We start from the raw sequence: 11,697 nt of genomic DNA on the forward strand, positions 1-11,697 counted from the left end.
AACTACGAGGAAGAGTGAAGGGGTGAATGAAATTTGGAACAAACGATTTATATTAAAATGCGCAATCGTTTAAAAGTTTCTCCTACTTATGAAGTAAAGCTGGGCGATGTTGCTCAACTTGCCGGAGATTCTTCCGTAGTTGAGTTGTTACAAAATGAGATAGTTTACAAAATAACAGCGCATGATAAGACGCATGTTGTAATTGATGTCATGAAAGTAATCGAGATTATTCAACAGAAAGCATCTCATGTACAAATTAATTTACTTGGTTCTGGACAAACTCTTGTTGAAATTATATACGAAAAAAAGAAGGCGCATCCAGTTTTTTTCGGGCTTGTATGGCTGTTACTTTTCATTGGAGCGGCCCTTGCGATCATTTATTTCCATGAAGATGTAAGTATGCAACAAGTACATCAACGGTTATATTACATGATTACTGGAGAATTTAATGCACAGCCACTTTTATTTCAAATTCCTTATTCTGTAGGTCTTGGCTTAGGGATGGTTTTATTCTTTAATCATGTATTTCAAAAACGAATTAATGAAGAGCCGAGTCCGTTAGAAGTTGAGATGTTTCAATACCAACAGTCACTTGATCAGTATGTAATCGTTAATGAAAACAAGGATAATATGAAACAACTTGCCGATGATTGAGTCTGGATTTGTTATTTTAATTGGTTTAGCTGGAGGGATAGCGGTAGGTAGCGGATATGTCGCATTTTTAGCTGTACTTGGTATAATCCCCCGTTTAGCTCAATTAACGAGAAGTGGAAAGCATATTCAATATTTTGAGTGGGCAGTCATTGCAGGTACTTTAACAGGGGCTTGGTGCAGTTTGAAAAACATTACATTTCAAACGTCGCAATATTGGCTCGTTATATTAGGGATATTTTGTGGCACGTTCATTGGAATGCTTGCTGCGGCATTAACAGAGGTGTTAAATGTTCTACCTATTTTAGCGAAACGAGTAGGTGTAGAGGGGAAGATTATTGTTTTACTCGTTGCTCTTGTACTTGGGAAAGTAATAGGCTCGTTGTTTCACTGGATTTATTTCGTAAAGTAGGAGGCAGTATATAAATGACAAGTCAGAAATTGAAGGATGATTACATAAATAAAGTGAAGGAGTATCATCCAAAGCCAAACTATTTACTAAATTGTATCAAAGCATTTCTTGTAGGTGGACTCATTTGTACAGTTGGAGAAGTAATCATGAAATTTTATATACATTATTTTCACTTCAGTGAACAAGAGGCAGGAAACCCAACTGTTGCAACGCTTGTTTTATTATCTGCGATTTTAACAGGATGTGGTGTATATGATAAAATCGGTCAATTTGCTGGAGCAGGATCAGCGGTGCCGGTGACAGGATTTGCAAATTCTATGGCGAGCGCTGCCTTAGAACATAAGAGTGAAGGGATTGTTCTAGGGATTGCTACAAATATGTTTAAACTGGCAGGAAGTGTGATTGTATTTGGGGTTGTTGGTGCATATATCATTGGGTTAATAAGGTATACCTTTAAAATTTTTATGTCTTAAAGGAGGGCTAGTATGAGGTTGACCGGAAAACAAACGTGGGTATTTCAAAATGATATATATGTGAATGCAACGGGTACTGCTGTCGGTCCTAAAGAAGCTGAGGGCCCTCTTGGAAAAGATTTTGATATTTCATATGACGACTTGCATTGTGGAGAGGAAAATTGGGAGCTCGCCGAACGAAGATTAATGTCAGACTCAATTCAACAAGCAGTGCAAAAAGGGAATATAAAAACATCGCAAATTGATTTCTTTTTAGCGGGAGATTTATTAAATCAAACAGTGACCGCAAATTATGTTGCGCGTAAGTGGGGCATTCCTTTTTTAGGAATGTTTAGCGCCTGTGCGACGTCTATGGAGACTTTAGCAGTTGGATCAGCTTTTATAGACGGTGGATTTGCAAATCGTGTCTTAGCTACAGTAAGTAGTCATAATGCAACGGCTGAAAGACAATTTCGTTATCCAACAGAGTACGGTGGGCAAAAACCAGGGACAGCAAATTCAACTGTGACTGGTGCAGGATCTATATTAATTAGCAATGAAAAAAGCACAATTAAAATTACGGCGGCTACAATCGGGAAAGTGCAAGATTTAGGAATCACAAATCCTTTGGATATGGGGGCAGCGATGGCTCCGGCAGCAGCTCATACAATTCAACAGCATTTTGAAGATTTAAGAAGAAGTGCCGATGACTATGATTTGATTGTTACGGGTGATTTATCAGCTGTTGGGACGCCGATTGCAAAACAACTTTTACTTGAGGAAGGTTACGATCTTGGACATATATACAATGATTGCGGATTAATGATTTATGAATCAAGTCAAGAAGAAGTGTTTGCAGGTGGTAGTGGTTGCGCTTGTTCAGCAGTTGTCACATATGGCCATTTATTACACGAGATGCAAAAAGGGAATTTACAACGAATTTTTGTCGTTGCCACTGGCGCATTATTAAGCCCGATAATGATGCAACAGAAAGAAACGATTCCAACAATTGCACATGGTGTCGTATTTGAGAGAGTTAAAGGAGAGTGAATTGTGGATTTTATATATGCATTTCTTGTAGGTGGAGCTATTTGTGTAATTGGGCAACTATTGTTAGATTTCGCAAAGTTAACACCAGCACATTTAATGGCAACTTTTGTAGTCATCGGAGCAATTTTAGATGGATTTGGATTGTACGATAAACTAATAAAGTTTGCAGGTGCTGGAGCAACAGTCCCTATTACAAGTTTTGGACATTCACTATTGCACGGAGCAATGCATGCGGCAGAAAAACATGGATATTTAGGAATTGGTATTGGCATGTTTAGTTTAACGTCTGCGGGCATTTCCGCAGCGATATTGTTTTCATTTTTTATAGCACTTATATGTAAACCGAAAGGATAAATTAAATGAGACGAAGGGTTGTTTTGGTCACAGATGGAGATGAATATGCAAAGCGGACAATTGAGCTTTTAACGAAGGAATTTGGGGGAAGGTGTATTTCAGCATCACAAAGTAATCCAACCAAATTGACAGGGAAAAAAGTTGTTGAGCTTATTATGCAAACGCCATATGACCCTGTATTTGTCATGTTTGATGACAGTGGATTTATTGGAGAAGGATCTGGTGAAAAGGCTTTAAAATATGTAGCTACCCATAAACAAATTGATGTGCTCGGTATTTTAGCGGTAGCGTCTAATACGCATCATTGGGAATGGGCACGTGTAGATGTAAGTGTAGATCGGAACGGGAATTTAACCGAATACGGTGTTGATAAATTTGGACTTCCAGATGGTGAAATTGGCAGAATTAGCGGAGATACAATTTATTGTTTAGATGACTTGAATGTTCCTGTCATCGTTGGAGTCGGTGACATTGGTAAGATGTGTGGGAATGATGAATGGGAGAGGGGATCACCTATTACTAGAAAAGCGATTCAATTAATTTTGGAAAGGAGTGGTTTTTATGACGAAGCCTAAAAAAGTGGATATCCCTATATCAACTTTCATAAGTGACAATGAAAATTATTTAAAGCAGACAGTTGGACTAGGTGTTACATACGATGTTGGCATTCGTAAATTTCAAATTTTGAATAAAGAAATCGGTGTGTTATTTGTAAACGGACTTTGTGATACAAATTATATTATCCCTATTTTAGAAGAAGCTGTGGATACAAATGAGATAAGGGATGTAGAAGAAGATACAGTGAAGCTTTTAGAGAATCGTTTAATCCATCAACAAGTAAGTAAAGTGAAAACGATGGATGAGGTAATGCTCCAAGTATTATCAGGACTCATCGTGATATTTGTGGAAGGTGAAACGGAAGCGTTCGCGATCGATGTTCGTAGTTATCCAGGGCGAACACCGACAGAACCAGATACCGAAAAGGTAGTACGCGGTGCGAGGGATGGATTTGTTGAAAATATCGTTGTAAATACAGCGTTAATTCGTAGGAGAATTCGAGATCCACGACTTCGAAATGAAATGGTTCGAGTAGGAGATAGATCGCAAACGGATATTTGTATTACATACGTTCAAGATGTTGCAAATCCAGATTTAGTAAAGATTATAAAACAAGAATTAAATAACATTGAAGTAGATGGGATTACGATGGCGGATAAAACGGTAGAGGAATTTGTAGTGAAACAAGGTTACAATCCCTTCCCGCTTATTCGATACACAGAAAGACCAGATGTAGCAGCAAATCATCTACTAGAAGGACATGTGTTAGTACTCGTTGACACATCACCAAGTGCTATGATTACACCGACAACATATTTTCATCATTTACAGCATGCAGAAGAGTTTAGGCAAAATCCAGCTGTCGGTACATTTTTACGCTGGGTGCGCTTTTTAGGTGTTATATTCTCGTTATTTTTATTACCATTTTGGTTAGTGTTTGTATTTGATCCAACTCTTTTGCCAGCAAATCTTGCTTTTATTGGACCGACTAAGATGACGCATTTACCAATTTTATTACAGGTGTTAATGGCAGAGGTCGGACTTGAGTTTTTAAGGATGGCAGCCATTCATACTCCAACGCCGCTATCATCTGCAGCAGGATTGATTTCCGCTATATTAATTGGTCAAATTGCAATTGATGTAGGTTTGTTTGTGCCAGAAGTAATTTTGTATGTAGCGGTTTCGATGATCGGTGCATATGCAACACCGAGTTATGAATTAGGATTAGGGAATAAGGTTGGGAAATTGTTTGTTATTATTTTAACAGGTCTCTTCCATGAGATGGGATTTGTAATTGGTATGACGATATTAATTTTATTTTTAACGTCTATAAAAAGTTTACAAACACCTTATTTATGGCCGTTTTTACCATTTGATTGGGGCGCATTAACAAAAATTTTACTCCGTCCAACAATGTCTAGTTTAAAAGTACGACCAAGTATTGTAAGACCTCAAAATGTAAAAAGACAAAAATAAACGGGATTATACACCCGTTTATTTTTTTTTAGTAAAAATTTATTGTTTTTTAACAAAAATCAAACATTTTTTGTGTACACTTAGAGTAGATATTGTGTATGGAAGGGGAAGAGGACATGATTAAATTATTTGTAAGTGATTTAGATGACACGCTCGTTTACGATGTGAATCATATGCAAAAAGAAGATGAGCGTGCGCTGTGTTGGTTAGCTGAGAAAGGGACAAATATTTGTTTTGCCTCTGGCCGCTTTACACACAGAATTGATGAAGTTGTAAAAAGGTTTTCATTCCCGTATTACACAACTGGCTTAAATGGAGCAACAATGTTACTTCCGGATGGGAATTTATTTCATGAATCGAGTTTTGAAAATACGGTTGCCCAGGAAATATATCGATATATACATAAAAAAGGACTAGCGGATATTGTTTGTGCAAATGAGCAGCGATATACAAAAAGGAAAAATGAGCATCACCATAATTTTGAAGCGTATATGGGCGTGCATATCGCTGAAATTGAAGCGTTAGAAGAAGAGTTTGGTAAGACTGTACACCCTGCAAAATTGTTTGTTTTTGGAGAAGAAGAGAAAATTGTGACGCTAGATCAAGAGCTACGAGATACGTTTCAAGGCGAAGCGGAAGTTTTTATATCAGGTAAACGCTATGTTGATATTATGCCAAGAGGCGTGAGTAAGGGGAGTGCTCTAAAGCGACTAATGGACCATTTGCAAATTGAAGCAAATGAAGTTGCTTGTATTGGAGATTCTTTCAATGATATTTCTATGTTTGAAGTAACCCCGCATTCATTTACTCTTCATCATGCCCATCCATATGTAAAGGAGAAAGCAAATCATATAGTGCGTTCGGTTGAAGAGGCTGTTATGAAATTACCGTTACTTGTATAAAAAAGAAGCCCGTCACTGGCGGGCTTCTTTTTTACTTGAATAAAGATTTAACAAAATCAATGATACTTGAGAAGAAATCTTTCACTTTATCTAGAAAACTTTGTCCTTCTTCAGATCCTAAAAAGGCAGAAACGTGTTCTTTTGCTTTGTTTAATTGACTACCAACTTGATTCCAATCGATATTAAGATTTTTCATTTTATCAAATAACGCTACTAAGTTATCTAACTGTTCATCTGTTAATGTAATGCCGAGTTGATCCGCAATTTTCTTTATTAATGAACGTAAATCTTCTGTTGTTTTTGGCTGTTCTTTTGCAATTTCTTCTTTAATTTTTGCAACAAGTTGAACTGCTTTTTCTTCACCAATTTTATCACCAAGCTGGGCTGTTTGTACCATTTCTTCATTCGCTACTTTTTTAACTTCTTCCGGAATTGGTTTATTGGAAGCTGTTTCATATGCTTTCATTAATCCAGTTAAAGCTGCAGTTCCTGAAACTTTAAAAGGTGCAGTAATTTGAATTTCTGCATCTTTTACACCTGCTGTAATCAAAGCGTTAGTGTACATTGCATCTGTTACCCAGTTAATGTTCTTTGATCGTACAATAAGACCAGATCCTGGTTTTGTGTATGTAATCATAGAAGAAGAAATTGCTCTCGTACCAATTTGTGCTTTTGGAACAATGCCTTCTAGAAATTTATGTTCTTCCGCATTAGATACAGTAATAATTGTAGCATCTTTCGGTGCTTTCATTTCTTTTAACAGATCTTGTTTTTGTTGTTCGGATAAGTTCTCTCCTAGTGTAACAATTGATTCTCCCTCGATGATGTCTGCAAATGAAGCTGTTGGCATCATAAATACCGTTACAGCTAATAGCAGAGCTAATAATTTCGTTTTCACGAAAAACCGCTCCCTTTCTCTTTCTAAAATTTTCGGGCAACAAAGTTATTATAGTATATATTTCTTATTTGTCACCTAGCTTTTTCCACATTTCAAAAAAGAAGTATCTAGATTGTCGGATTCTTTTTGTTTCTAGTCATGAATGTGGTAATATAGTGCTGAGATAGTTGAAAGGAGACATATACATATGAAAACTTTAGGATACATATTAATGGAAAACGGTGAAAAAATCGAATTGGAATTTTTCCCAGAAGAAGCGCCAAAAACAGTAGAAAACTTTAAAAAATTAGCAGAGCAAGGATTTTATGACGGTGTTACATTCCACCGTGTTATTCCTGGCTTCGTAAGCCAAGGTGGAGACCCAACAGGTACAGGTGCTGGTGGTCCAGGTTACTCTATTCCATGTGAAACTGATGGAAACCCTCATAGACACCTTGTAGGATCACTTTCTATGGCTCACGCTGGCCGTAACACAGGCGGTAGCCAATTTTTTGTTGTTCATGAGCCACAGCCACATTTAGATGGCGTTCATACTGTATTTGGTAAAGCAACAAGCGGTATTGAAACAGTATTAAAAATGCGTCAAGGCGATGTAATGAAAGAAGTTAAAGTTTGGGAAGAATAAGGTAAGGAAAAAGAGAGCTTTTGCTCTCTTTTTTATTTTTAATGAGATTGAGTACTTCTTCAACAGCATCATACAAGTAGTATTGTTGCTAAAATATATTGCTTGTGAGAACAAACCTTTAACAAATTACATAGAATACAATACATTATATGTTTCAACAAATATTTTTTGTTATATTAATTGTGCTAGAATTGTGCTGTTTTAGGGTAACTATTAATGAAGTGATGTTGAATGATATGTTTCTTTTCATTCCATATAAAATTTTATTTTTTTAACTCTATTTATTAAAAGAATAGTGCTGAAACATAGATTTGACTTTCTTCTTTTCGCTTTGTATGATTATCAAGTTGTTTTAGACTCTTCTCACTCTGTTGAAAATATTGTAAAATGAATGTGATATGAAAAGAGTGATTGAGGGGATTACTAGTTTGTAACTTTTGTAAGAAGGGATAAGGGTTATGTTAATTCGTTTTAAAAAAAGTTATGAAAAAATTGCAATGGGGCTTCTTTCGTTTATGCCAACTGAAAAAGATGTAAAAACATTACAATTGACAATGAAAGAATATGAAGCAAAAGATGATTGGCAATTGTATTTGTGGAAACAAAATGAAGATTTTGTTGGAATAATGGGGATTGTAAAAAAAGAGAATCAAGTATTAGAAATTCAGCATTTAAGTGTAAATCCGTCTCATCGTCATGTGGGGATTGGAACGAAGATGGTTCAAGAGTTAAAGAGTAAATTTCTTGAGTTTACAATTTGCGGAAATGAGCAAACAGCAAGTTTTTGCGAAAAATGTAAAGGGCTAGAACAAAATATACATTCGTGAGAGCAGGGATAAGTAGTTTATTATCTCTGCTTTCTTTTTTGTAATTGTTCGTTTCGTTCAGTAATGACCTCTGTGCGATCACGCAAAGTATGCTTGTGTATAATATATTCACCTGGGATAGCATTCAAGTCTTTCCAAGAGAGGTTTTGTTTTTGACATAACTCTATACACTGCTTCTCTAACGATGGATCTGATAAGGGTAAAAATAAAGGTACAAAACGTTCTTTTTTATGGATAGATTGCAATCTTTCATTGAGCAAGAAAAGAAGTTGTACTTGATTAATTCCTAAACGTTGTAAAGGCACACTGTTTTTTTCTAAAATTGTGATTGCGCTTTTCATCATTTTTGTGGAGCCATTCCAGTTAGCACGCCTTTGGTGGTACAAAGAAACTGCAATTTGAATGAGACCCACTAAGTAATGGTCACGATTTCCTCTTGGTTTTGTCTTCCAGTACTCTTCTAGTATTTCGTGGCATTCAAAATAGTCGTAATCTCCTTGGAAATGAATTAAAAATTGTATGTATTCGGTAGGATACATGTTTTCTCGCCCCTATCTAATGGTTATACATATAAGTGTATCATAGAAATATGAACAATAAACGACTAGGAGATTTCCCCCTAGCCGTTATTGTTCATATTAGCAGAAGCAAGCTGCTCCTACAATAATTAGTAAAATAAACAGTACAACAAGTAATGCGAACCCACCGCTAAAACCACAATCAACGTGACCCATAGTTTTTTGACCTCCTACATTGTTCTTACTACACTGTTATCATATGAAGTGGTGGGCATGATGACATAGGCATCGGTCTATTTTTAATTAAATTTCTTAAAAAGGTTGGATAGAACATGAGTATGCTCTATACTTATGTTGTTATAGAAAAAATGTGGTGGGATGCTTTGTGCAATATAATTTTAAAGTAGAGGCTTTTGAAGGGCCTTTAGATCTATTGTTACATTTAATACATCGTTATGAAATTGATATATATAATATTCCTGTAGCGGATATTACAGAGCAATATTTATCTTATGTGCATACGATGAAAGAACTTCAATTAGATGTTGCAAGTGAGTATTTAGTAATGGCCGCAACGTTATTACAAATTAAAAGTAAAATGTTGTTGCCGAAACATGAAGAAGATGTACTTGATAACGGTGATGATTTTATAGATGATCCTCGTCAAGAATTGATGGAGAGGTTAATTGAATATAAGAAATATAAGCAAGTTGCTACTGAGTTAAAAGAAAGAGAACAAGAAAGAGCACAGCTATATACACGTCCACCAATTGACTTTACATCGTTGCAACAAGAAGAAGAGACAAACTTGCCTCTTGATGTTACGTTATATGATATGCTAGCGGCATTTCAAAAATTAATGCGCCGTAAAAAGGCAAAAAAAACTGTAACAACACGTATTACTCGTCAAGAAATACCAATTGAACAGCGAATGACTGATATTTTAAAGCAGTTAAAAATAAAGGGTGGTCGCCAAAGTTTTTATGATTTGTTTGTTGATGATGAACGTGAAATAATGGTTGTAACATTTTTAGCAGTTCTGGAACTTATGAAAAATCAACAAATCATAATTGAGCAAGAACATAATTTTGATGAAATTTTCGTATCAAGCTCTAATAAATCTGCATAGAGCAAGTATGTGAAATTGGGATAGAAACACTTTATTTCATGCTATGTTTTAATGTATCGTTTGGAACAAGAGAGAAAATATTGAACCGAACGCATTGATTGTGATTCGGTTTTTTGATGTGTATTTTTATGGGAAAATAGAAGGAAGGAGCTCGTGAAATGGATAGGAAAGAACAAAAGTCAATTATTGAAGGCCTTTTATTTGTTTCTGGTGATGAAGGGATTTATCCAGAACAAATAGCGAAAGTTCTTGAAATTGAAATGAATGAAGTAATTAATATTTTAGAAGAAATGCAACAAGAATGTGAAGGTGCAAACCGTGGTTTGCAAATTGTACAGTATGCAAAAGTATATCGTTTTGCTACAAAGAAAGAACATGCTTCATATTATCAAAAATTGATAGATACACCAACAGCTGCTTCGCTCTCACAAGCTGCCCTCGAAACGTTAGCGATTGTTGCATATCGTCAACCAATCACAAGGACTGAAATGGAAGAGATTAGAGGAGTTAAAACCGATAAGGCGTTACAAACGTTGGTTTCACATTTACTTATAAAAGAAATGGGAAGAGCAGAAGGACCAGGGCGTCCTATTTTATACGGAACAACAAAAGAATTTTTGGACACATTTGGATTGAAAACATTAGATGATTTACCGCCGCTTTCTGAAGAGAATGAACAAATGAATGAAGCGGATTTATTCTTCGGTTCCTTACAAGAGATATCGAAATAAAAGCTTAGCATTTTGCTAAGCTTTTTTTGTATATCAATTATTTACAGTGCCATACTAAATGAAAAAAGGAGACGAGTTATGAGAGGTATGCGGATTATTCTATTATTAGTTTCTGTTTTATTATGTTTTTCTTTAAATAGCGCATCAGCTAAAAGGTATATGATGTCCATCCATACTACGTCTCCTTTACATATGCATCGGCAACATCTTAGTAAAATGAAAGTGAGCTTTTTAAAAGTGGGACAAGGTGATGCAACACTTATCATAATGCCAAACGGACAAACAATGTTAATTGATGGTGGACCTTATGAAGCAGGAGAGGTTATTATTCAGAAATTAATTGAGAAAGGGATTAATCATTTAGATGTAATTGTCAGTACGCATCCCGATATGGATCATATAGGGGGGTTAATTCCAATTGTAGAGCAAATGCCGGTATCGCTTATATTAGATAGCGGAAAAACATATAGTTCTCTTACTTATCATACATATCGGAATAATATTAAAAAAAGAGGGATACCTTTCGTTTCAGTAAAGGAAGGGCAATATATACCGCTGGATCCACATGTTTCTATACAGGTATTAAACAATGGGAAATCAAAAGATGAAAATAATGAATCCTCAATTGTTTTAAAGGTACGATATGGAAAAGCGGATTTTTTATTAATGGGTGACGCGGATGTAAGGACAGAACATGAAATATTAAAACAATTTGATGTACATGCAGATGTTTTAAAAGTGGGGCATCACGGCTCGTATACTTCAACAAGTGAAACGTTTATAAAAAAAGTGGAGCCGCAGTTTGCTATTCTGTCTTACGGGAGTAGTAATCCGTATGGACATCCTCACCAAAGTGTAGTAAAACGCTTAAAAAGGCACGGTATAATGGTATATAGAACGAATAAACGTACAGTAGAAATAGAAACAGATGGTGAACATGTTATGTTAGAGTCTAGCGGGTTAATGCCATTGTTGAAGTGATTTCTATATTAGGGGTGGATACTGTCCCTTTTTGGAAAAATGAATAATATATATTATAATTATAAGGGACGTAAGAAATTTCCTTTTTTGTTGAATAAAAAGGAAATTTCATTAGAATGTATAGACAACTACT

At 35.6% G+C, this 11,697-nt stretch carries 16 protein-coding genes; 13 read left to right on the forward strand and 3 right to left on the reverse strand.

The window, feature by feature from the left end; translation table 11 throughout:
* The first annotated feature begins 33 nt into the window (after positions 1 to 33).
* The 8 genes from RT27_RS20450 to RT27_RS20485 all read left to right on the forward strand — a co-directional run bounded on the left by RT27_RS20450 (position 34) and on the right by RT27_RS20485 (position 5,855).
* Entirely contained in the window at positions 34 to 654 is a 621-nt protein-coding gene (locus RT27_RS20450) for a stage V sporulation protein AA (protein ID WP_016080389.1), read from the forward strand.
* Entirely contained in the window at positions 647 to 1,063 is a 417-nt protein-coding gene (gene spoVAB / locus RT27_RS20455; RefSeq protein WP_000572936.1) for a stage V sporulation protein SpoVAB, read from the forward strand. The genes RT27_RS20450 and spoVAB overlap by 8 nt, the downstream gene beginning before the upstream one ends.
* A 14-nt stretch (positions 1,064 to 1,077) precedes the next feature.
* Positions 1,078 to 1,536 (forward strand): stage V sporulation protein AC, encoded by a 459-nt coding sequence (spoVAC, locus tag RT27_RS20460; protein WP_029443183.1) that lies wholly within the window; start codon positions 1,078 to 1,080, stop codon positions 1,534 to 1,536.
* Between the two features lie 12 nt (positions 1,537 to 1,548).
* The gene (gene spoVAD, locus RT27_RS20465) at positions 1,549 to 2,565 is read left to right on the forward strand and encodes a stage V sporulation protein AD (protein WP_016080391.1); all 1,017 of its coding nucleotides are present in this window, start codon (positions 1,549 to 1,551) and stop codon (positions 2,563 to 2,565) included.
* A 3-nt stretch (positions 2,566 to 2,568) separates the two neighbouring features.
* The gene (spoVAE, locus tag RT27_RS20470; RefSeq protein WP_000345907.1) at positions 2,569 to 2,919 is read left to right on the forward strand and encodes a stage V sporulation protein AE; all 351 of its coding nucleotides are present in this window, start codon (positions 2,569 to 2,571) and stop codon (positions 2,917 to 2,919) included.
* A 5-nt stretch (positions 2,920 to 2,924) separates the two neighbouring features.
* Positions 2,925 to 3,494 carry a stage V sporulation protein AE gene (locus RT27_RS20475; RefSeq protein ID WP_001254416.1) on the forward strand — a complete coding sequence of 190 codons (570 nt, stop codon included), beginning with the start codon at positions 2,925 to 2,927 and terminating at the stop codon, positions 3,492 to 3,494.
* Positions 3,481 to 4,953, forward strand: coding sequence for a spore germination protein SpoVAF (gene spoVAF, locus RT27_RS20480; protein WP_016080393.1), 1,473 nt, complete (start codon positions 3,481 to 3,483; stop codon positions 4,951 to 4,953). Before RT27_RS20475 ends, spoVAF begins: the two co-directional genes overlap by 14 nt.
* A 98-nt stretch (positions 4,954 to 5,051) precedes the next feature.
* Positions 5,052 to 5,855 carry a Cof-type HAD-IIB family hydrolase gene (locus tag RT27_RS20485; RefSeq protein WP_002101284.1) on the forward strand — a complete coding sequence of 268 codons (804 nt, stop codon included), beginning with the start codon at positions 5,052 to 5,054 and terminating at the stop codon, positions 5,853 to 5,855.
* A gap of 31 nt (positions 5,856 to 5,886) precedes the next feature.
* Here the strand turns inward: RT27_RS20485 and RT27_RS20490 are convergent, their stop codons facing one another.
* On the reverse strand, positions 5,887 to 6,753 hold the full coding sequence (locus tag RT27_RS20490) for a DUF1002 domain-containing protein (RefSeq protein ID WP_000850513.1): 867 nt from the start codon (positions 6,751 to 6,753) through the stop codon (positions 5,887 to 5,889).
* Between the two features lie 187 nt (positions 6,754 to 6,940).
* Between RT27_RS20490 and RT27_RS20495 the strand changes: the two genes are divergently transcribed.
* On the forward strand, positions 6,941 to 7,378 hold the full coding sequence (locus RT27_RS20495) for a peptidylprolyl isomerase (RefSeq protein ID WP_016080395.1): 438 nt from the start codon (positions 6,941 to 6,943) through the stop codon (positions 7,376 to 7,378).
* 458 nt (positions 7,379 to 7,836) lie between these two features.
* Positions 7,837 to 8,205, forward strand: coding sequence for a GNAT family N-acetyltransferase RibT (gene ribT, locus RT27_RS20500; RefSeq protein ID WP_016080396.1), 369 nt, complete (start codon positions 7,837 to 7,839; stop codon positions 8,203 to 8,205).
* A gap of 20 nt (positions 8,206 to 8,225) precedes the next feature.
* Here the strand turns inward: ribT and RT27_RS20505 are convergent, their stop codons facing one another.
* Complete coding sequence (locus tag RT27_RS20505) at positions 8,226 to 8,744, reverse strand: DUF309 domain-containing protein (RefSeq protein ID WP_043937263.1); 519 nt, start codon at positions 8,742 to 8,744, stop codon at positions 8,226 to 8,228.
* A 99-nt stretch (positions 8,745 to 8,843) separates the two neighbouring features.
* Entirely contained in the window at positions 8,844 to 8,939 is a 96-nt protein-coding gene (locus RT27_RS33820) for a YjcZ family sporulation protein (RefSeq protein WP_000510194.1), read from the reverse strand.
* Between the two features lie 169 nt (positions 8,940 to 9,108).
* Here RT27_RS33820 and scpA point away from each other — a divergent pair, with 169 nt between their 5' ends.
* From scpA to RT27_RS20520, 3 genes are all read left to right on the forward strand, one after another.
* Complete coding sequence (gene scpA / locus RT27_RS20510) at positions 9,109 to 9,852, forward strand: segregation/condensation protein A (RefSeq protein ID WP_043937265.1); 744 nt, start codon at positions 9,109 to 9,111, stop codon at positions 9,850 to 9,852.
* A gap of 158 nt (positions 9,853 to 10,010) precedes the next feature.
* Positions 10,011 to 10,583 (forward strand): segregation/condensation protein ScpB, encoded by a 573-nt coding sequence (gene scpB / locus RT27_RS20515; RefSeq protein WP_000375171.1) that lies wholly within the window; start codon positions 10,011 to 10,013, stop codon positions 10,581 to 10,583.
* Positions 10,584 to 10,661: 78 nt separating this feature from the next.
* Entirely contained in the window at positions 10,662 to 11,564 is a 903-nt protein-coding gene (locus RT27_RS20520) for a ComEC/Rec2 family competence protein (protein WP_001214828.1), read from the forward strand.
* The last annotated feature ends 133 nt before the right edge of the window (positions 11,565 to 11,697 follow it).

Origin of the sequence: Bacillus sp. L_1B0_5 (assembly GCF_000836715.1) — a bacterium.
Classification (GTDB): Bacteria; Bacillota; Bacilli; order Bacillales; family Bacillaceae_G; genus Bacillus_A; species Bacillus_A thuringiensis_S.

Bases quoted from the DNA above. Each gene is read 5' to 3' on its own strand.
- spoVAB (WP_000572936.1), top strand. From the start codon at position 647: ATGATTGAGTCTGGATTTGTTATTTTAATTGGTTTAGCTGGAGGGATA.
- spoVAC (WP_029443183.1), top strand. From the start codon at position 1,078: ATGACAAGTCAGAAATTGAAGGATGATTACATAAATAAAGTGAAGGAG.
- spoVAD (WP_016080391.1), top strand. From the start codon at position 1,549: ATGAGGTTGACCGGAAAACAAACGTGGGTATTTCAAAATGATATATAT.
- RT27_RS20475 (WP_001254416.1), top strand. From the start codon at position 2,925: ATGAGACGAAGGGTTGTTTTGGTCACAGATGGAGATGAATATGCAAAG.
- spoVAF (WP_016080393.1), top strand. From the start codon at position 3,481: ATGACGAAGCCTAAAAAAGTGGATATCCCTATATCAACTTTCATAAGT.
- RT27_RS20485 (WP_002101284.1), top strand. From the start codon at position 5,052: ATGGAAGGGGAAGAGGACATGATTAAATTATTTGTAAGTGATTTAGAT.
- RT27_RS20495 (WP_016080395.1), top strand. From the start codon at position 6,941: ATGAAAACTTTAGGATACATATTAATGGAAAACGGTGAAAAAATCGAA.
- ribT (WP_016080396.1), top strand. From the start codon at position 7,837: ATGTTAATTCGTTTTAAAAAAAGTTATGAAAAAATTGCAATGGGGCTT.
- RT27_RS20505 (WP_043937263.1), bottom strand. From the start codon at position 8,744: ATGTATCCTACCGAATACATACAATTTTTAATTCATTTCCAAGGAGAT.
- RT27_RS33820 (WP_000510194.1), bottom strand. From the start codon at position 8,939: ATGGGTCACGTTGATTGTGGTTTTAGCGGTGGGTTCGCATTACTTGTT.
- scpB (WP_000375171.1), top strand. From the start codon at position 10,011: ATGGATAGGAAAGAACAAAAGTCAATTATTGAAGGCCTTTTATTTGTT.
- RT27_RS20520 (WP_001214828.1), top strand. From the start codon at position 10,662: ATGAGAGGTATGCGGATTATTCTATTATTAGTTTCTGTTTTATTATGT.